Below are 19,215 nucleotides of genomic sequence, written 5' to 3' on the forward strand. Positions count from 1 at the left end.
TCCGGCCGGCGCGGCATGGGTCGGTGCGGCGCCGCATGGCCTCCGAAGTCAAAGACGCGTCGTCTCAGGTCAAGTTTGCGATGTGACTCAGGTCGCACACTGAGATCCGTTCGGCCCGCACCACACCGGAAGGATCTACCCCTATGTCCCTGACCGACGCACCGACCACCACACCCCCGAGAACGGAGACGGCAAGTCTGTCCCGGCCCCGATTATTCGGCTGGTCCACCGGATTCCTGGCGTCCAACACGTTCCTGACCGCACCCGGTCTGATGCTGATCATCTACCTGACCAACACCCTCGGCGTGGCCGCAGGGATCGCCGGGCTCGTCGTCGCACTGCCGAAATTGTGGGACACCCTGCTCAGCCCCTGGGCCGGAGCACTCAGCGACCGCGAAGCCGCCCGCACACGTGGACGCCAACGCATGATGTGGATCGGCGGGCTGACCCTGCCCGTCTTCTTCGTCCTGACATTCGCGTCTCCGTTCACCGGCATGATCGGAGCGCTGTGGGTGCTGGCGGCCTTCCTGCTTGCGTCCACCGGCTATCTGCTGTTCCAGGTTCCGCAGACCGCGCTGGCCGCCGAGATGACCGGCTCGCCGGTCGAGCGGACCCGGATCATGACCTGGCGGTCGATGTTCTTCACCTGCGGATTCCTGATCGGCGGTGTGATCGCACCCAAACTCGTCGGTCATCCCACCGTGGCCTCCTACCGGACCATGGCGGTCATCGTCGGCATCGGACTCCTCGTCGCGATGCTCGTGCCCGCGCGTTCGACTCGGTGGATCCGCTCCGGTTCCGGCTCGGGCGGTCAAGGCCTCAGCCTGCGCGAGTCCTTCCGGACCGCGCGCGGCAACAAGGCCTTCTTCGTCCTGGTCACGACCTACGCGCTGATGGTCATCTTCCAGACCATGGTGATGACCGGCCTGCCCTATGTCGCCACCTACTACCTGGGCGGCCAGGCGAAGACTGCGATCGTGTTCCTGGTGCTCACCGCGGCGAGCGCCCTGTCGGCCCCACTGATCGGCCGCTTCACCCGTCGTTTCGGCAAGCCGCGCATGTTCATGGCGATGATCTGCGCGTGGGCGGCCTGTGCCGCCGCCTTCTATCCCGCCGTCAAGTCCGGCCTGCTCCCGACCGTCGTCGTCGCCGCCCTGATCGGCATCGCGACCATGGGCACCCAGGTCCCGCTGTTCGCGATGCTCCCCGACACCATCGCCGCCGATACCGCACGCACCGGCCGGGACCAGGCCGGGGCCTTCACGGGGTTGTGGACCGCCGCGGACAACGGCTCCCACGCGCTGGGTCCGCTCTGCTACAGCCTCATCCTCGCCGCGACCGGCTTCGTCTCGTCGACGCACGCGATCACCCAGTCCGCCACCGCGCTCGAGGGTCTGCTGCTCGGATTCTCACTGATCCCCGCCGTTTTCCTGCTGTGCCTGCTCCCCCTGGTGCGCCGCTACCGCACCACCACCGCCGGTCGCCTCGGCGACGACACGACACGCTGATCCCACCGTCGGCGACACCGCGGTCCGAGTAACCTTCGGCTGTGGACACCGACGAAGCGTTCAACGGCCCAGGGCTCGAGGGCATCGAGGTCCCCGGCGTGCGCCGAGGCACGTTCCGGGGTCTCGACGTCCTGATCGTCGACACCGTCGCGTCGACCGCGGTGATCTCCGTGTTCGGCGGCCAGGTGGTCTCCTTCGTCCCGACCGGTTCACCCGACGACGTCCTGTGGCTCTCGCCGGCGCTCGCCGCGCCACCGACTCCGCTGCGCGGCGGGGTACCGGTGTGCTGGCCCTACTTCGCCCGCGAGGGACAGGCGGCGGATGTGCCGTCGCACGGGTACGCGCGCACGGCGCGCTGGGAGCTGATCACCGGACGCGCGATCGACGACGGCCGGACCGAACTCGTGCTCGCCCCGACCGGTCTCGACCATCTCGACCTCGGCGTGACGATGACCCTGCGGGTCGGCGCCACGTTGGAGATCGGTCTGCACACGCGCAACCAAGGTGCGGTGCCGGTGACGATCACCGAGGCGCTGCACAACTACTTCCGGGTGTCCGACGTACGCGACGTCGTCGTCGAAGGCGTCGCCGGGCTGACCTACCTGGACAAGTTCGACAACGCCAAAGAGGTCTTCCAGCACGGTGATTGGACGCTACCGGCCGACCCTGCCCGCTGCGACCGGCTGTACCCGGACGCCCGCGGCCACTACCGCCTGGTCGACCCGGGACTGGGGCGGGTCATCGAGGTCTCCGCCCGCGCCGCCGCCACCGTGGTGGTGTGGAATCCCGGCGCCGAGGTGGCCGACGGCATGGCCGATGTCGGCGAGCACTGGAGCGGTTTCCTCTGCGTGGAAAGCGCCAATGCCGGACCCGACACCGTCACCCTCGCCGGCGGCGGCACCCACACCCTGTGGCAGACGATCTCCTCGGCGCCGCTGTGCGACGACCTCGTCGAGCTCGTCACGGACCCGGCCACCGCCGACGCCATCGCGGACGTCGCCGCCGTGACCTTTCCCCTGGCCTGCCCGCCCGACTCACCACCCGAGGCGATTGCCGAGTTCATCCGGAAATCGTTGTCACCCAGCGAGTTCGCCCACCACATCACCGATCCGCAGAGCGACGTCCTGGTGGCCCGCGACGGCATCGGCGGGCCGATCGTGGGCTACGTCCTGCTGCATCACCGGGCACCCACCGATCCCGACGTCGCGGCCGCGGTCACCGATCGACCGGTCACCGAGGTGTCCAAGGTGTATGTCCTGTCCGACCTGCATGCGCACCGACGCACCGACGGGCGTTCACCGTCGCGCGCCTTGATGAGCGCGGCGCTCGCGCGCGCCGCCGCGCTCGGCAGCCGAGTCGCCTGGCTGGGGGTCAACCAGGAAAACGTACGCGCCCAACGGTTTTACCAGAAGATGGGATTCACCCGCGCCGGCGTGAAGACCTTCGACCTGGGCGGCCGGATCGAGCACGACTACGTGATGACGGCCGACCTCGCCGGCGAATGAGACCGTTACCAAAGTCCTCTTCATCCGCGATCGCGAACACGGCCACGGTCGGTGGGGAATGCTGAAGGCATGACGACGCCCGAGGAAGCGCCCACCGCCGAGCACTCGTCCCTCCGCGCCGCCGTGACGATCGACGCCCGCCTGCACGATGCGGTGATCCTCGACGTCGACGGTGTGCCGCCGGGCGAGATCTCCACGGCGCTGCTGTCCCGCCTCTCCGCGTTCGGCATCGCCGGCGAGAGCAGGCCCCGCGACGCGACCCTCCTCGAGGTCGCCCACCTGCTCGACACACCACCTCAGCGGTGTGTCGTGCTCGCCGACTCGCCCGACGGCGTCACCGCCGCCCGTAGCGGCGGATTCGCCCTGGTCATCGGCCTCGATCGCACCGGTGACCCCGGGGCACTGCGTCGGCACGGTGCGGATGCGACGGTCACCGACACCGCCGAGATACGGGTGCGCCTGGGCGGCGCCCACATCTCGGCGAAACCCGATGCGAACACCTACCTCGACCATCTGCAGTCCATCGCGGCGACACGGGTGGCACCCATGTTCTTCGACTTCGACGGCACCCTGTCGGACATCGTGACCGACCCGGCGACCGCGACCCTGGTCGACACCGCCGCCGAAACCCTGGCCCGGCTCGCCGCCTTCGGCCCCGTCGCCGTCATCAGCGGGCGCGATCTCTCCGATGTCCGCGAACGCGTCGGTGTGCCCGGCATCTGGTATGCGGGCGGCCACGGTGTCGAACTCGTCGGTCCGACCGGAGAGCATCATGTCAACGACGTCGCGCGGGATGCCACCGCGACGATCGGCACCGCGGCGGACGATCTCGCCGAACGCCTCGGCGACATCCCGGGTGTTCTCGTGGAACACAAACAGTTCGGAGTCGCCGTCCACTACCGCAACGCCGCTCCCGATCGCGTCGAGGAGATCAGCGCGGCCGTGTATGCGGCCGGTGCCGCACACGGACTGCGGGTCACCAACGGCCGCAAGGTGATCGAATTACGCCCGGATGTGGACTGGGACAAGGGCCGCGCGCTGTCGTGGCTCCTGCACCGGATGGACGTGCCCGCCGATGCGGTGCCGATCTACTTCGGCGACGACCTCACCGACGAGGACGCCTTCGACCGTGTCGCGACCGACGGTTTCGGGATCGTCGTGCGGGCCGGCGAGAACATCCACCGCCGATCGGCCGCGCAGTTCGCCGTCGACTCGCCGGACGCGCTGGCGCAGCTGCTGCACCGCGTCGCCGATCTGCTCGAACAGTCACGCGAACCCACCGGCACATGGACGCTGACCTACGACGGCTACGACCCGCATGCCGAGAAACTGCGGGAGGCGCTGTGCACCGTCGGCAACGGGTACGTCGCGAGCCGCGGGTGTGCGCCGGAATGCGATGCGGGCCAGGTACATTACCCCGGCACCTACGCTGCGGGGCTGTTCAACCGGCTCGTCGACAGCGTCGACGGTACCGACATCGACAACGAGAGCCTGGTCAACCTGCCGAACTGGCTGCCCCTGACCTTCCGGATCGACGACGGCGACTGGTTCGACATCGACGAGGTCGATCTCGTGTCCTTCCGGCAGTCCTTCGATCTTCGTCGCGCGATCCTCAACCGCGAGATCCGCTTCCGCGACACGCACGGCCGCACATCGACTTTGCGGCAGCGTCGATTCGTGTCGATGGACCAGCCGCACGTGTGCGCGCTGGAGACGACGATCGTCGCCGAGGACTGGAGCGGCACGCTCGAGGTCTCCTCGGTGCTCGACGGCGACGTCCGCAACAGCCTGGTCGAGCGGTACCGGGACCTGGCGAGCCAACACCTCACCGCGCCGGAAACCACTGTGCTGTCGCCGGATTCGGTACTGATGCGCGTGCACACCACTCAGTCACGGATCGGCGTCGCGCTGGCGGCCCGGACCACGATCTGGGCGGACGACGCCGCAGCGGACGGCCGCTACAGCGTCGTCGACGAACCGGGGCGGATCGGTCACCAAGTGGCCGTCGACATGGCGGCCGGCGAGGCCATCACCGTGGAGAAGGTGGTGGCGCTCTACACCTCCCGTGATCCCGGGACCTCCGAACCCGGTGAGGCCGCAACGCGATTGCTCGCCCGGCTGGGGCGTTTCCGCGAGCTGCTCGCCGAGCATGCCCGCGCCATCGTGGCGCTGTGGGATCTGTTCTACATCAGTCTGGGCGACCACTCCGAGGCCCAGCGCGTCATCCGGTTGCACCTGCTGCACCTGCTGCAGGTGGTCTCCGGCCACACCGCGGAACTCGACGTCGGCGTCCCCGCCCGCGGATTGAACGGCGAAGCGTACCGCGGTCACATCTTCTGGGACGAGCTGTTCGTCCTGCCGGTCCTCAATCCGCGACTGCCGACACTCACCAAGACGTTGCTGCGCTATCGGTTTCGCCGACTGCCGGAGGCCCGTCAGCTGGCCCGCGAGTCCGGGTACCGGGGCGCGATGTTCCCGTGGCAGTCCGGCAGCGACGGCCGTGAGGAGAGTCAGAAGCTGCATCTCAATCCGCGGTCGGGCCGCTGGAATCCCGACCCGAGCGCCCGGCAGCATCACATCGGTCTCGCCGTCGCCTACAACGTGTGGCAATACGTCCAGGTCACCGACGACCTCGACTTCCTCATCGAATGCGGCACCGAACTACTGGTCGAGATCGCGCGGTTCTGGGCGTCGCTGGCGACCTACGACGCGGCGCGCGACCGCTACGCGATCCGCGGGGTGATCGGACCCGACGAGTTCCACGCCGGATACCCCGAAGCGCCCTACGACGGCATCGACAACAACGCGTTCACCAACGTCATGGCCGTGTGGGTGATCGGCCGCGCCCTCGATGCCCTCGCGGCGATCCCCCAGCGTGACCGCGTCAACCTGCTCGACCAGATCGGGCTGCGCGAACCCGAACTCGAGCACTGGCGGGAACTGACGTGCCGCATGTACGTGCCGTTCCACGACGGCGGCGTCATCAGCCAGTTCGAGGGGTACGAGAAGCTGGCGGAACTGGACTGGGAGGCCTATCGCACCACCTACGGCAACATCCAGCGACTCGACCGGATATTGGAGGCCGAAGGCGACGACGTCAGCCGCTATCGGGTGTCCAAGCAGGCCGACGTGCTCATGCTGTTCTACCTGCTCTCGGCCGACGAGTTGCGCGACGTGCTGGGGCAGCTGGGCTATGACCTGGCGCCGGAGGCGATCCCGGCCACGATCGACTACTACATCGCCCGCACGTCGCACGGTTCGACGTTGAGTTCGGTGGTGCACGCGTGGGTCCTGGCCCGGGCGAACCGCGCGCACGCCGTCGACTTCTTCGACCGCGTGCTGTTGTCCGACGTCGCCGACGTCCAGGGCGGCACCACCTCGGAGGGCATCCATCTGGCCGCCATGGCGGGCAGCATCGACCTTCTGCAGCGCTGCTTCTCCGGACTCGAGTTACGCTCCGATCGCCTCATCCTCAATCCGCGGTGGCCCGAAGCGCTTGGCACACTGTCGTTTCGGATCTATTACCGCGGCCACCGGCTGGAGCTCCGGATCAGCGGCAGCGGCGTCCGGGTGGTCTCCGAGCCGCGCCGCGTCGACCCCATCACGGTCGAGTGCCGCGCCGTGGTCCGGCGGCTCGAGCCGGGTGGGATCATCGAATTCCACTGACAGGGCCCAATTACCCTGTACGTGTGACGTCGGGCACAGTAGGTTTCGGGTCATGGAGGTCATCCACAAGACCCACCGCGACATGCGGGTGTCACCCAACTTCGACGACTATGCAGCGACCCGCGATGCGTTCGCGTGGGATCGGATGGCGCAGAGCCTGACGATGCCCGGCGGCGGATGCAACATCGCCTACTCCGCCGTCGACCGACACGTCGGGGGTGCATCGGGCGCCAAGACGGCCCTGCGCTTCTTGGGCGACACCGCACCCGACGGGGCGATCTCCGCGCGCGATATCTCCTACGACGAACTGGCCACCCTGGCCCGCCGCTTCACCAACGTGCTGCGCCGGCTGGGAGTCGGCAAGGGCGACACCATGTTCGTCGTGTCCCCCCGCATCCCGGAGCTGTACGCGGGAGTGATGGGAGCGTTGCGCAACGGAACGGTCGTCTCGCCACTGTTCTCGGCCTTCGGCCCCGAACCGATCGCCATGCGGGTCCAGCTCGGCGGCGGATCGGTGCTGTTGACCACCAAGTCGCTCTATCTGCGCAAGGTCGCCAAGATGCGCGAGCAGATGCCGACCCTGCGCCACGTTCTGCTCGTCGACGAATCCGGCGCCCGCACCGAGGTTCCGGGTACCGAGGATCTGCGCACCCTCCTCGCCGAGGCGTCCGACGTCGCGGAGATCACCGAGACGACCGCCGACGACCCGGCGCTGCTGCATTTCACCAGCGGCACGACGGGAACGCCGAAGGGTGCCGTGCACGTGCACGGCGCGGTCGCCACCCACTACGCGACCGGGCTCTTCGCCCTGGATCTGCACCCCGACGACACGTTCTGGTGCACCGCGGATCCGGGCTGGGTGACCGGGACGTCCTACGGCATCATCGCCCCGCTGCTGCACGGGGTCACCTCGATCATCGATCCGGCCGACTTCGACGCGGAACGCTGGTACCGCATCCTCGAGCAGGAAGACGTGTCGGTCTGGTACACCGCACCCACCGCGATCCGGATGCTGATGAAGGCGGGAACCGAACTGGCGCAGAAGTTTCCGCGCCCGCACCTGCGGTTCATCGCCAGCGTCGGCGAGCCGCTGAACCCCGAGGCCGTGCTGTGGGGCAAGGACGTCCTGGGCCTGCCGATCCACGACAACTGGTGGCAGACCGAGACCGGCGGCATCATGATCGCCAACACCCCCGCCTTCGACATCAAGCCCGGCTCGATGGGCCGCCCCCTGCCCGGCATCGACGCCGTCGTCGTCGCGCACAACCCCGACCACAGCGTGACCGTGATCGACACCCCGGACGAAGAGGGCGAACTCGCGTTGCGGATCGGCTGGCCGTCGATGTTCCGGGGCTATCTGAACAACGACGAGCGCTACCGCAAGTGCTTCGTCGACGACCTCTACCTGACCGGCGATCTGGCCAGACGTGACGCCGACGGCTACTTCTGGTTCGTCGGGCGCGCCGACGACGTGATCAAGTCCGCGGGCCATCTGATCGGGCCGTTCGAGGTGGAGAACGTGCTGATGGAGCACCCGGCGGTGGCCGAGGCGGCGGTGATCGGCAAACCCGATCCGATCGTCGGCGAGGTGGTGAAGGCCTTCGTGACGCTGCGGCAGGGATACGAGTTCGACGACAAGCTGCGCCGCGAACTGATGGGGCACGCCCGCAAGAAGCTGGGCGCCGCGGTGGCGCCGAAGGAGATCGACCATGCCACCCACCTCCCCCACACCCGGAGCGGCAAGATCATGCGCCGGCTGCTGAAGGCCCGCGAACTCGGCCTGCCCGAAGGCGACATCTCGACTCTGGAGGCGAACACATGAACACGCCGACGACGACCCTGCCCTACCGCCGGGAGTTCCTCCACGACCTCCTCGGCGACATGGTGCGCATCCGCCGGATGGAGGAACGCGCCGCAGAACTGTACGGGGCCACCAAGATCCGCGGCTTCCTGCACTTGTACGTGGGTGAGGAGGCGGTCGCGGTCGGAACCCTGCGGGCACTGTCCGACGACGACGCCGTGGTGGCGACCTACCGCGAGCACGGGCACGCCCTGATCCGTGGGGTGCCGATGAACGCGATCATGGCCGAGATGTTCGGCAAGCAGGAGGGCTGCTCGGGCGGGCGCGGCGGTTCGATGCACCTGTTCGATGCCGCGGCACACTTCTACGGCGGCAACGCGATCGTCGCCGGCGGCCTGCCGCTGGCGGTCGGGATCGCGCTGGCCGACGCCATGGCCGGCCGGCGGCGGGTGACCGCCTGCTTCTTCGGGGACGGCGCGGTGGCCGAGGGCGCCTTCCACGAGTCGATCAACATGGCCGCACTGTGGAATCTGCCGATCCTGTTCTGCTGCGAGAACAATCTCTATGCGATGGGCACCGCGATCGAGCGGGCCCAGTCGCAGACCGACCTGGCCACCAAGGCCGCCGCGTACAAGGTGCCCACGGTGCAGGTCGACGGGATGGACGTGATCGCCACGCACGAGGCGGCGAGCCTGGGCGCTCAGCACGTCCGCGACACGGGCGGCCCGTACTTCATCGAGTTCCTCACCTACCGCTTCCGCGCGCACTCGATGTTCGACCCGGAGCTCTACCGCGACAAGGACGAGGTCGCGACGTGGAAGGAACGCGATCCGATCGACGCCTTCACCGACCGGCTGCGCCAGGCCGGGCTGCTCACCGACGACGAGGCCGCCGAGATCGACACCCGCGCCGGTGCGGAGGTCGACGCCGCGGTCGCCTTCGCCGAGCAGGGCACCTTCGAGCCGGTCGAGACCCTCGAACGCGACGTCACCACCCCGCCCACCCCCAACCCCACCTATCCACACGCTGTCGTCGAGGAGTCGGCATGAAAACGACCTATCGCAGCGCGCTACGCGACGCCATCCGCGAGGCGATGCTCGCCGACGAGCGGGTGTTCCTGATGGGCGAGGACGTGGGCCGCTACGGCGGCACCTACGCGGTGTCCAAGGGGCTGCTCGAGGAGTTCGGCCCGGAACGCATCCGCGACACCCCGCTGTCCGAACTCGGCTTCGTCGGTGTGGGGATCGGTGCCGCGCTGAACGGGATGCGACCGATCATCGAGGTGATGACGGTCAACTTCAGCCTGCTCTCGCTCGATCAGGTCGTGAACACCGCTGCGGCCCTGCGGCACATGTCCGGCGGACAGTTCTCGGTGCCCATCGTCGTGCGGATGGCCACCGGCGCCGGCCGGCAGCTGGCCGCGCAGCATTCGCACAGCCTGGAGAACTGGTACGCCCACATCCCCGGCATCACGGTGCTCGCCCCGGCCACGGTGGCCGACGCCCGCGGCATGCTCGGCCCCGCCCTGGCCGACCCGGACCCGGTCATCATCTTCGAGCACGCGACGCTCTACAACGACGCCGACGATCTCGACGACCCGCCAGTGCCGGTGGACATCAGCTCGGCCGCGATCCGGCGCGAGGGTGGCGACGTCACGCTGATCACCTACGGCGGATCGCTGCCGAAGACGCTGCGCGCCGCCGAGATGCTCGCCCTCGAAGGCGTCGCCTGCGAGGTCATCGATCTGCGTGTGCTGCGGCCGCTGGACATGGCGACGATCGTGGCGTCGGTGACCAAGACCCACCGGGCGGTCGTGGTGGACGAGGGCTGGCGCACCGGCAGCCTCGCCGGCGAGGTGATGGCGCGCATCGTCGAGGAGGCCTTCTACGAGCTCGATGCCCCGCTCGCACGTGTCTGCAGCACCGAGGTGCCCATCCCGTACGCCCGGCACCTCGAGGAGGCCGCCCTCCCACAGCCCGAAAAGGTCGTGGCCGCAGTGCATTCCGTCCTCGGATCGGAGTAGGTGACCGCGTGATCGAATTCCGGCTGCCCTCGCTCGGCGCCGACATGGACGAGGCGCGCCTCAACGAGTGGCTGGTCAAACCCGGTGACCCGGTGGAGAAGGGTCAGATCGTCGCCGAGGTGGAGACCACCAAGTCGGCCATCGACGTGGAGTCGTGGCACGAGGGCACCGTCGCCGAACTCACCGTCGAGGTGGGCCAGACGATCCCGGTCGGGACGGTGATGGCGATCTTCCTCGAACCCGGCGAGGCACCGGCCACCGGTCAGCCGTCGGTGCCCGGCGAGGCGCCGGCTCAGGCTCCCGCAGCGACGCCGGTGGTCGAGACGACGCCTGCGGCGCCGGTGGTCGAGACGCCGCCTGCGGCGCCGGTGGCCCCGGCGGCTCCGGCGGCTCCGGTGGCGCCGACTCCCCCACCGGCCCCGACGCCTCCACCGCCCGCGACTCCGCCGGTACCGACCCCGGCGCCCGCCCCCGCCCCCGTCGTGACGCCGGCCGCCGCACCGGGCCCGCCACCGACGACGCGCCGCCCGATCACACCCGCCGCACGGCGACAGGCCCGCCGCAAGGGCATCGACCCGGAACGGCTGCGAGGCACCGGCCCCGGCGGTGCGGTCACCATCGGCGACGTCGACCGCGCGGCCGCGACACCCGCACCGGCACCGGCACCGGCACCGGCACCGGCCGAGCAGGTACCCGCGCCACCGGCAGCCGCGGCACCGGCGGCAGCGTCACCGACGGCCTCATCACCAGCGGCCGCGCGACCGATCGTCCCGATGTCGGCGGCCGAGCGTGCCCAGGAGATGCGGCGCACGATCGGGGCGGCGATGGGCCGGTCCAAACGCGAGATCCCGCACTACTACCTGTCGGAATCCATCTCGCTGGCCGCCGCGCAGTCGTGGCTGACGCAGTACAACGCCGAACGTTCGGTCACCGACCGCATCCTGCCGGCCGTGCTGCTCCTCAAGGCCGTCGCCGTGGCCGCCAAACGATACCCCGAGATGAACGGGTTCTGGCTCGACGACGACTACCATCCACAGCCCGATGTGCATGTCGGCGTGGCGATCTCGCTGCGGCGCGGCGGATTGATCGCCCCGGCGATCCACGATGTGGCCGACAAGTCGCCCGAGCAGCTGCAGAGCGACCTGACCGATCTCGTCAAACGCGCCCGGGCCGGAAAACTGCGGAGTTCGGAGATGTCGGATCCGACGCTGACGGTGACGAATCTCGGCGATCAAGGCGTCGAATCGGTGTTCGGCGTGATCTACCCGCCGCAGGTGGCACTCGTCGGGTTCGGCAAACCCGCCGAGCGGGCCTGGGTCGTCGACGGCGAGATCCGACCCGTGCCGGTGGTCGTCGCCAGCCTCGCCGCCGACCATCGGGTCAGCGACGGACGCCGCGGCGGACTGTTTCTCGCGGCGATCCGGGATCTGTTGCAGCGACCAGAACAACTGTGAAGGGGATCATGAGCACCGAAACGACACTGACCACCGTGATCGGCGCGCTGTACGAGGTCGCGCCGGAGTTGGCCGACGAGGAACTCGTCGCCGGCGAACCCCTACGGGACCAAGCCGACCTGGACTCGATGGACTGGCTGAACTTCCTGATCGGCGTGAAGAACGCCTTCGGGGTCGACATCCCCGAATCGGACTACGCCGGCCTGCGGACGCTCGACGACATCGTGGGCTACGTCGAGCAGCGTCGCTGATCTAGTCGCCTGTGTCGGCCCCGTGAGCCGGTTCCGACTGCAGCCGCGCGACCCGCTCGGCCGCCGCTTTGTTCGCCGCCTCGACCTCGTCGGCGGTCCGGACGATCGAGTCCGGCCCGGGGAAGACGAGCGCGGTGTGGTCGTTGTCGGTCCATCGCACGAGGTACGGCGGTGACCCGTCGGACGAGTGTACTTCGACGATCAGACCCATCCTTGGTTCCTTGCCGAGCACGGGCTGTTCGGTGATGAGCCAGTCTCCGGTTTTTGCCAACATCACGCGCCTCCTGTTCTGACGATACCGTCGCTGGCAAGACCCGCGGCCATTTCGGCGCGCAGCACATCCAGCAGAGCCGGAATCGCGGCCGCCACATCGGGCGAAAACCCCTCTCCCACAGAGGTATCCGCGATCTCGATGGCGTACACGAGATGCCGATGCGGCAGCCGGCCCAGCACCGCGGCCAGACGCAGCGCCTCGGCGAGGCCGAGACCGTGCGAACTCGCCGGACCCGCGGAAGCCGCCGGGAGCGCGCCGGGCTCGAACCGATGCACGGTGCCCGGACGCGACGGCTCGCAGACGATCGAGTCCACGGTCAGCGCCGTCGTCGCCGACGCCCACGCGTCGAGGAGTTCGGTGGGTTCACCGCTCGACTCGACGACGCGCCACCCCGGCGGGGCGGACCGCTCGAGCGCCCGGGCCACGGCGGGACCGACGCCGTCGTCGCGCCGGTAGATGTTGCCGACCCCGATCAGCACGCCGGTCATCGCCGCTCGATCGTCGTCTGCAGGAAGTGCGCGGCGCACGAGATGCACGGATCGTGGTTGCGTACCGCTCGCTCGCACAGGTCGGTGAGCTCGGCGTCGGTGGCAGCGGGATTCGCCGTCACGATCGCACGCACGTCGTCCTCGATCACCGCCTGGTTCTGCGCGGTGGGTGGCACGATGACGGCCTCGCGGATCGCGCCGTCGGCACCGATCGCGTAGCGGTGGTACAGCAGTCCGCGCGGCGCCTCGCTGACCCCGTGCCCGACGGCCTCGCGCGGCGCGACCTCGACGGCCGGCTCTTCGGGGCGTTCGTACTCGTCGATCAGGCGCAGCGCCTCCTCCACCGCATAGACGGTCTCGACACCGCGGATCACGATGCTGCGGAACGGGTTACGACACTCGTCGCCGAGCCCCGCGTCGGCGGCCGCTTGCCGGGCCACCGGAGAGAGCAGCGACGAGTTCAGCGCGTACCGGGCGATCGGACCCGTGAGATAGCGGTGCCCGTCGAGAAGGGCGTGCAGCGCGGTGGAGTGCGGCACCTGATGCTCGGTGACATGCGCCGAGAGGTCGGCGGGGGCGAACGCGGCGGGGGCAAACGCGGCACCTCCCGTCGAGGCGACGGTGCCGTTCTCGATCGGGTACCGGTCGTGGCCGCGCAACGCCAGCAGGTCGCAGTCGAGGTGGGCGTCGGGGAACTCGAAACCGGCCACCCACGCGACGGTCTGCACGGCGTCGTCGAGGGCGCGGCGCAACTGCTCGGCGAGCGGGGCGAGTTCGGCTCGAGTGGGCACCCGGTAGAAGCCGCCCACCCGGACGGTGACCGGATGGATGGGCCGGCCACCGAGTTGCTCGAGGATCGCGTTGCCGGCCTTCTTGAGGGCGAGGCCACGTTCCACTGCCACACGCTGGTGCCGCGCGAGTTCGACCGCGTCCGCGCATCCGAGGAAGTCCGGAGCGTGCAGGAAGTAGACGTGCAGGACGTGGCTGGCGATCCATTCCCCGCAGTACAGGAGGCGCCGCAGGGCGCGCAGGCCGTCGCTCAGCTCGACCCCGCACGCCTGCTCGAGCGCGTTGGTGGCACTGACCTGATAGGCCACCGGGCAGATCCCGCAGATGCGCGACGTGATGTCCGGCGCCTCACGGAAGTCCCTGCCGCGCAACAGGGATTCGAAGAACCGTGGCGCCTCGTAGATGTTCAGCTCGGCGCGCGCCACCACCCCGTCGACCACCGAGACGTGCAGTCGGCCCGCACCCTCGACGCGGGCGAGACCCTGCAGGGTCAGCCGTCTAGTCTGCTCGGCCATGCCGGCGCCCCTCGACGAACTCCGGTGCCGCCACGGTGAACGTCGCGAGCATCCGGTCGATCGTGGCCTCACTCGTCCCCAGATCCCGAAGCCATCCCGTCAGCGATGCGATGTTGGGGTCGGGCGCCGGGCCGAAACACCCGTAGCAGCCACGGGATTGGCCCGGGCACACCGCGCCGCAACCCGCGTGGGTGACCGGACCGAGACAGGGTGTGCCGTGCGCGACCATCACGCAGGTGAGCCCGCGGCGCTTGCATTCGGTGCACACGGTGGTGTTCGGGATGTTCGGTCTGCGGCCGGCCAGGAACGCGGTCAGCACCTCGAGCAACTGGCTCCGGTCGATCGGGCACCCGCGCAGCTCGAAGTCCACCGGCACGTGCGCGGCGATCGGTGTGGACGTGGCCAGCGAGTCGATGTATTCGGGATGGGCGTATACGGCGTCGGTGAACTCGGCGGCATCGGCGAAGTTGCGCAGCGCCTGCACGCCGCCGGCGGTCGCGCAGGCACCGATCGTGACCAGGGTGTGTGACTGCTCCCGGATGCGGTGGATGCGTTCGACATCGGCGGCGGTGCTGACCGAGCCCTCGACGAGGGACAGATCGTAGGGCCCGTCGGCGACGGCGGTCGACATCTCGAGGAAGTGCGCGATCCGCACCGCGCCGGACAGGGCCAGCAGTTCGTCCTCGCAGTCCAGCAGCGAGAGTTGGCAACCGTCGCACGAGGCGAACTTCCACACGGCCAGTGTCGGGCGGCTCATCTAGAGCTCCCGTACGGTCAGCAGCGGCCGGGCGACGGAGTAGGGCACGACCGGTCCGTCGCGGCACAACAGCAGCTCACCGAGCTGGCAATGCCCGCAGTGCCCGATCCCGCACTGCATGTTGCGCTCCACCGACACCCGCACGTCGTCGATCGGGATTCCCTTCTCCACCAGGACTCTCGCGGCGTAACGCATCATCGGCTCGGGCCCGCACAGCAGTGCCGAGGTCCGCGCCACGTCGAGCGTCAGCCGCCGCAGGGGGTCGGTCACGAACCCGACCGGCCCGGTCCACCCGGTGGCCGGGCGATCGATGGTGAGCTCGACCTCGACACCGAAATCGCTTGCCCACAAATCGAGTTCGGTCCGGTACAGGATCTGGTCGGGGGTGCGGGCGCCGACGACGAGGATGATCCGCCGATAACGGTCACGGTCGGCCACCGCCGCGAGAACCGCGGCCCGCACCGCCGCCAGCCCGACCCCGCCGGCCACGATGAGCACGTCACGTCCCACGCAGTGCGGCAGATTCCAGTCGGTGCCGAAGGGCCCGCGCATGCCGACGACGGTGCCAGGTCCGGCGTCGCGCAACGCCGTGCTGACCGCGCCGACCCCGCGGACGGTGTGCGTCATCCGGCCGCCCGGTGCGTGCGGATCACCGCTGCAGGAGACCGCGATCTCACCGACCCCGAACGCGTACAACATCATGAATTGCCCGGGCCGAAACGTCGGCAGCCGCCGGCCGACCGGTTCGAGCGTCAGGGTAGCGGTGTCGGCCGTCTCGATCGTGCGTTCGTCCACCCGGTACGGGGTGGGCACCATGGTGCCGGCGCTCATGTCGGCTCCCCGTAGAGGTCGAGCAGACGTGCACGGGCCGACTGCAACCGGTCGACGAGTGTTTCCGCCACCAAATCCGTGATCGCGGAACCGAATTCGGGGTCGATATCGATCAGGGCCTGCAGCTCGTGCACGGCGATCCGCGTCGCCTCGGTTCGTGTCACGGCGCGGGCCCCGTAGTGGAAGGTGCGATGCCGGGTCAGCCCGGAGACCCCGAGCAGGTCGCCGGCACCGAACGTCTCGACGACGAGTTCGCCGCGGCCCGGGTGGCCGGCCACCAGCGCGACACGACCGCTGTGCAGAATCCAGAAGTCTTCCGCCACTTGCCCTTCGGAGAAGATCATCGTGCCGGTCTCGACCGTCACCGGCCGGCCGAGACCGAGCAGCCGTGCGCGATGATCCGGCGCGATCATGTCGCCGGTGCGCCGTCCGGCTGGGCCCGCCCGACCGCGTCGGTGAGCCGGGCGGCTTCGGCGGTGATGTCGATGCCCACCGGACACCAGTCGATACACCTGCCGCACCCGACACATCCGGAGCTGCCGAACTGGTCGTGCCAGGTACTCAGCTTGTGTGAGATCCATTGCCGGTAGCGGCTTTCGGTCGATCCGCGGACATCGCCGCCGTGGATGTGGGAGAAGTCGGGTTCGAAGCAGGACGACCAATGCTGCCACCGCTGCGCGTGCTCACCGGTCAGGTCGGTGTGGTCTTCGACCGTCGTGCAGAAGCACGTCGGGCACACCATGGTGCAATTGCCGCAGGTCAGGCAGCGCGCCGCGACGTCGCCCCACACGTCGGAGTCACGTGCCGCGCGGAGCATGCCGCGCAGGTCGACATCCGGCATAGCTCTGCCCATCCGGTCCGCCGCGCCGCGCACCGCCGCGCGGGCGTCGTCGACCTCGGCGTCCGCCGCGCCGCGGTGGTCGATCTCGGCCAGGACGTCGGCGCCATCGTCGGAACCGACATCGACGACGAATCGGTGTCCCCGGTCGTCGATCCGTTCGGTGAGTGCCAGGTCGTAGTCGCGGTCGGCGCCGGGGCCGCTCCCCATGGAGGCGCAGAAGCACACCTCGCCGGGTTCGGTGCAGTTCGCGGCGACGATGAACAGCTGCCGGAAGCGCCGTGCGGTGGCGCCGTCCGGGTGGACGCCGCGGCAGAGGACCTCGCGCAGCACCCGGATCGCCGCGAGGTCGCAGGCGTGTACCCCGACGAACGCGTACCGCGGGACGGGGTCGGTGGGCTCGTGCCAGTCACCGTTGCGGTCGATCGAGGCGAGTTGCCGGTGCGGTGGGTGCAGGAAACGCTTCCACGACTGCGGCCCGGCGGAGTGTGCGAAGACGGCGGCGTCGTCCCGGCGGCGCAGCCGGTAGCTGCCCGGTGCGGTCGACACTCCCCATCCGTCGGGCAAAAACGACCCGCTGTCGAGCCGGCCCAGCACGATCGTGTCGTCGGAGACGGTCGGTCCGATCACCTCGTAGCCGCGTGCGGCGAGCACCTCGACCAGCCGGTCGAGGCCACTGCGGTCGATGACCGCGCTCAAGTCATCCGTCCTGGTGATGCGGGAGATGCAGGATTCCGGTGACCTCCGGCGGCGGCGGTGGTACGTGCCGGTCGTCGAGTCGGGCATCGAGGCCGACGACGGAAACGTCGACGACTCCGTCGACCGCCCTGGTGAGGTGTCCGATGATCGGGATCATGCTCTGCCGCTCGACGGTCCCGCGGAAGGTGACCCGCCCGTCCGACACGTCGACGTCGATCGAGCGGGGGTCCATCCACATCGCGCGTTCCAGCACGGTCGTGCGGATGTCCTCGGCGAGGTCGGCGTCCGTGCGGAGGTAGACGCTGAGCACGTCCTTGCGCGAGACGATGCCGATCGGCCGGCGCTCGTCGTCGACGACGGGCATCCGTTTGATGCCGTGCCGGGCCAGCAACGTGGCCGCCTGGCGGACCGTCGTGTCGGCGGTGATCGTGATGACGGTCGAGGTCATCACGTCACGCAGCTTGTGCGGGTCCGGCTCGTCGCCGCTGTCGCGGTCGAACCGCGCGAGGAACCGATGTCGTCCGTGGGGTGGAACCCCGGCCTGCTCGGCCACCAGGTCACCCTCGGAGACCACCCCGACCACGCGCCCGTCGACATCGACCACCGGCGCACCCCCGACGTGCCGGTCGGCGAGCGATGTCACGACCTGCTTGAAGGTCGCGTCGAGCGGGAAACACAGGACATCGGTGGTCATCACATCGGCGACTGTTCGGTTCGTCACACGTACATACGACCGTGTGACGCCGCCGAACGCAAGGGCCGAACGCCCCACACACAGGACGTTCGTCCTGCGGAGACCGTCAGACGCCGGCTTCGGCGAACCGCGACAGCGCCAGCAGACGCGAGGTGGCGCGGAGGTACTTCTTGCGGTAGCCGCCGTGCAGCATCTCTTCGGTGAAGATCTCGTCGAGCTTCGCCCCGGACACGGTGACCGGGATGTTGGCGTCGTAGAGCCGGTCGGCGAGCACCACAAGGCGCAGCGCCACCGACTGGTCCTTCGCCGGATGGACGTCGGAGATGCAGACCAGCGACACCCCGTCGACCAGGTCCTTGTATTTCGACGGGTGCAGCGTGCTCAGGTGATCACACAGCGCGTCGAAGTCGTCGAGCGTCGAGCCCGGGGTCGCCTCGGCGATCTCGGTGAGTTCGGCATCGGTGCGCGGGTCCGGGGCGGGCGGCAGGTCGCGATGCCGGTAGTCGGGGCCGTCGACGCGGATGGTCTGGAAGATCGACGATAGCTTGCGGATCTCCCGCAGGAAGTCCTGTGCGGCGAAACGTCCCTCGCCGAGCTGGCCGGGCAGCGTGTTCGACGTCGCCGCGATGGACACGCCCTTGGCCGTGAGTTCGGCGAGCAGGCGCGACACCAGCATCGTGTCGCCCGGGTCGTCGAGTTCGAACTCGTCGATGCAGAGCACGGTGCGGTCGGAGAGCCGTTCCACGGCGTTGACGAAGCCCAGTGCACCGACGACATGCGTGACCTCGACGAACGTCGCGAACGCCTTGGGTTCGGGCATCGAGTGGTAGATCGACGCCAGCAGGTGCGTCTTACCGACACCGAATCCGCCGTCGAGGTAGAGGCCGACGCCCTGAGCGGTCTGTTTGCGGGAGAACAGGCCGCGTTTGCCGGACCGGAGCTTGCCGGCCCGTGCGACGAAATCGCGGGCCGACGACACCGCCTGCGCCTGCGACGGCTCGCCTGGGTCGGGAATGTAGGAATCGAAACTGACCTCGTCGAATGTCGACGGCGGAACCATCTCGTCGATGAGGGCATCCGGTGCCACCGCGGGGTTCCGATCGCAAAGTCGTGCCGTCATAG

Annotated in this window: 17 protein-coding genes; 8 read left to right on the top strand and 9 right to left on the bottom strand. The window is 69.2% G+C overall.

Annotated features, from left to right (window positions below; genetic code table 11):
- Positions 1–143: 143 nt before the first annotated feature.
- The 8 genes from ACWDTI_RS22160 (at position 144) to ACWDTI_RS22195 (ending at position 12,208) form a co-directional block, all read left to right on the top strand.
- On the top strand, positions 144–1,508 hold the full coding sequence (locus ACWDTI_RS22160; RefSeq protein WP_449740282.1) for an MFS transporter: 1,365 nt from the start codon (positions 144–146) through the stop codon (positions 1,506–1,508).
- A gap of 161 nt (positions 1,509–1,669) precedes the next feature.
- Entirely contained in the window at positions 1,670–3,013 is a 1,344-nt protein-coding gene (locus ACWDTI_RS22165; RefSeq protein WP_449740344.1) for an aldose epimerase family protein, read from the top strand.
- 69 nt (positions 3,014–3,082) lie between these two features.
- Positions 3,083–6,679, top strand: a complete 3,597-nt coding sequence (otsB, locus tag ACWDTI_RS22170; protein WP_449740283.1) for a trehalose-phosphatase — start codon at positions 3,083–3,085, stop codon at positions 6,677–6,679.
- A 52-nt stretch (positions 6,680–6,731) separates the two neighbouring features.
- Positions 6,732–8,501 (top strand): acetate--CoA ligase, encoded by a 1,770-nt coding sequence (gene acsA, locus ACWDTI_RS22175; protein ID WP_449740284.1) that lies wholly within the window; start codon positions 6,732–6,734, stop codon positions 8,499–8,501.
- A complete protein-coding gene (gene pdhA, locus ACWDTI_RS22180; protein ID WP_449740285.1) occupies positions 8,498–9,529 on the top strand; it encodes a pyruvate dehydrogenase (acetyl-transferring) E1 component subunit alpha in 1,032 nt (343 codons plus the stop codon). The genes acsA and pdhA overlap by 4 nt, the downstream gene beginning before the upstream one ends.
- On the top strand, positions 9,526–10,503 hold the full coding sequence (locus ACWDTI_RS22185) for an alpha-ketoacid dehydrogenase subunit beta (protein WP_449740286.1): 978 nt from the start codon (positions 9,526–9,528) through the stop codon (positions 10,501–10,503). Before pdhA ends, ACWDTI_RS22185 begins: the two co-directional genes overlap by 4 nt.
- 8 nt (positions 10,504–10,511) lie before the next feature.
- The gene (locus ACWDTI_RS22190) at positions 10,512–11,957 is read left to right on the top strand and encodes a dihydrolipoamide acetyltransferase family protein (RefSeq protein ID WP_449740287.1); all 1,446 of its coding nucleotides are present in this window, start codon (positions 10,512–10,514) and stop codon (positions 11,955–11,957) included.
- Positions 11,958–11,965: 8 nt separating this feature from the next.
- Positions 11,966–12,208 (top strand): acyl carrier protein, encoded by a 243-nt coding sequence (locus tag ACWDTI_RS22195; protein ID WP_449740288.1) that lies wholly within the window; start codon positions 11,966–11,968, stop codon positions 12,206–12,208.
- Between the two features lies 1 nt (position 12,209).
- On the opposite strand, the gene ACWDTI_RS22200 is transcribed toward ACWDTI_RS22195, so the two are convergent.
- The 9 genes from ACWDTI_RS22200 to zapE all read right to left on the bottom strand — a co-directional run bounded on the left by ACWDTI_RS22200 (position 12,210) and on the right by zapE (position 19,213).
- On the bottom strand, positions 12,210–12,482 hold the full coding sequence (locus ACWDTI_RS22200; protein WP_449740289.1) for a DUF1918 domain-containing protein: 273 nt from the start codon (positions 12,480–12,482) through the stop codon (positions 12,210–12,212).
- A complete protein-coding gene (locus ACWDTI_RS22205; RefSeq protein ID WP_449740290.1) occupies positions 12,482–12,970 on the bottom strand; it encodes a hydrogenase maturation protease in 489 nt (162 codons plus the stop codon). Before ACWDTI_RS22205 ends, ACWDTI_RS22200 begins: the two co-directional genes overlap by 1 nt.
- The gene (locus ACWDTI_RS22210) at positions 12,967–14,274 is read right to left on the bottom strand and encodes a Ni/Fe hydrogenase subunit alpha (RefSeq protein WP_449740291.1); all 1,308 of its coding nucleotides are present in this window, start codon (positions 14,272–14,274) and stop codon (positions 12,967–12,969) included. Before ACWDTI_RS22210 ends, ACWDTI_RS22205 begins: the two co-directional genes overlap by 4 nt.
- Positions 14,258–15,031 (bottom strand): NADH-quinone oxidoreductase subunit B family protein, encoded by a 774-nt coding sequence (locus ACWDTI_RS22215; RefSeq protein WP_449740292.1) that lies wholly within the window; start codon positions 15,029–15,031, stop codon positions 14,258–14,260. Before ACWDTI_RS22215 ends, ACWDTI_RS22210 begins: the two co-directional genes overlap by 17 nt.
- The gene (locus ACWDTI_RS22220; RefSeq protein WP_449740293.1) at positions 15,032–15,862 is read right to left on the bottom strand and encodes an FAD/NAD(P)-binding protein; all 831 of its coding nucleotides are present in this window, start codon (positions 15,860–15,862) and stop codon (positions 15,032–15,034) included.
- The gene (locus ACWDTI_RS22225) at positions 15,859–16,275 is read right to left on the bottom strand and encodes a Crp/Fnr family transcriptional regulator (protein ID WP_449740294.1); all 417 of its coding nucleotides are present in this window, start codon (positions 16,273–16,275) and stop codon (positions 15,859–15,861) included. Before ACWDTI_RS22225 ends, ACWDTI_RS22220 begins: the two co-directional genes overlap by 4 nt.
- Positions 16,272–17,399, bottom strand: coding sequence for a 4Fe-4S dicluster domain-containing protein (locus tag ACWDTI_RS22230; protein WP_449740295.1), 1,128 nt, complete (start codon positions 17,397–17,399; stop codon positions 16,272–16,274). The genes ACWDTI_RS22225 and ACWDTI_RS22230 overlap by 4 nt, the downstream gene beginning before the upstream one ends.
- Before the next feature lies 1 nt (position 17,400).
- The gene (locus tag ACWDTI_RS22235; RefSeq protein ID WP_449740296.1) at positions 17,401–18,120 is read right to left on the bottom strand and encodes a CBS domain-containing protein; all 720 of its coding nucleotides are present in this window, start codon (positions 18,118–18,120) and stop codon (positions 17,401–17,403) included.
- A 79-nt stretch (positions 18,121–18,199) separates the two neighbouring features.
- The gene (gene zapE / locus ACWDTI_RS22240) at positions 18,200–19,213 is read right to left on the bottom strand and encodes a cell division protein ZapE (protein ID WP_449740297.1); all 1,014 of its coding nucleotides are present in this window, start codon (positions 19,211–19,213) and stop codon (positions 18,200–18,202) included.
- Between the last annotated feature and the right edge of the window lie 2 nt (positions 19,214–19,215).

The sequence above is a fragment of the Gordonia sp. NPDC003424 genome, assembly GCF_053588655.1.

Bases quoted from the DNA above. Each gene is read 5' to 3' on its own strand.
- ACWDTI_RS22160 (WP_449740282.1), top strand. From the start codon at position 144: ATGTCCCTGACCGACGCACCGACCACCACACCCCCGAGAACGGAGACG.
- otsB (WP_449740283.1), top strand. From the start codon at position 3,083: ATGACGACGCCCGAGGAAGCGCCCACCGCCGAGCACTCGTCCCTCCGC.
- acsA (WP_449740284.1), top strand. From the start codon at position 6,732: ATGGAGGTCATCCACAAGACCCACCGCGACATGCGGGTGTCACCCAAC.
- pdhA (WP_449740285.1), top strand. From the start codon at position 8,498: ATGAACACGCCGACGACGACCCTGCCCTACCGCCGGGAGTTCCTCCAC.
- ACWDTI_RS22185 (WP_449740286.1), top strand. From the start codon at position 9,526: ATGAAAACGACCTATCGCAGCGCGCTACGCGACGCCATCCGCGAGGCG.
- ACWDTI_RS22195 (WP_449740288.1), top strand. From the start codon at position 11,966: ATGAGCACCGAAACGACACTGACCACCGTGATCGGCGCGCTGTACGAG.
- ACWDTI_RS22200 (WP_449740289.1), bottom strand. From the start codon at position 12,482: ATGTTGGCAAAAACCGGAGACTGGCTCATCACCGAACAGCCCGTGCTC.
- ACWDTI_RS22205 (WP_449740290.1), bottom strand. From the start codon at position 12,970: ATGACCGGCGTGCTGATCGGGGTCGGCAACATCTACCGGCGCGACGAC.
- ACWDTI_RS22210 (WP_449740291.1), bottom strand. From the start codon at position 14,274: ATGGCCGAGCAGACTAGACGGCTGACCCTGCAGGGTCTCGCCCGCGTC.
- ACWDTI_RS22215 (WP_449740292.1), bottom strand. From the start codon at position 15,031: ATGAGCCGCCCGACACTGGCCGTGTGGAAGTTCGCCTCGTGCGACGGT.
- ACWDTI_RS22220 (WP_449740293.1), bottom strand. From the start codon at position 15,862: ATGAGCGCCGGCACCATGGTGCCCACCCCGTACCGGGTGGACGAACGC.
- ACWDTI_RS22225 (WP_449740294.1), bottom strand. From the start codon at position 16,275: ATGATCGCGCCGGATCATCGCGCACGGCTGCTCGGTCTCGGCCGGCCG.
- zapE (WP_449740297.1), bottom strand. From the start codon at position 19,213: ATGACGGCACGACTTTGCGATCGGAACCCCGCGGTGGCACCGGATGCC.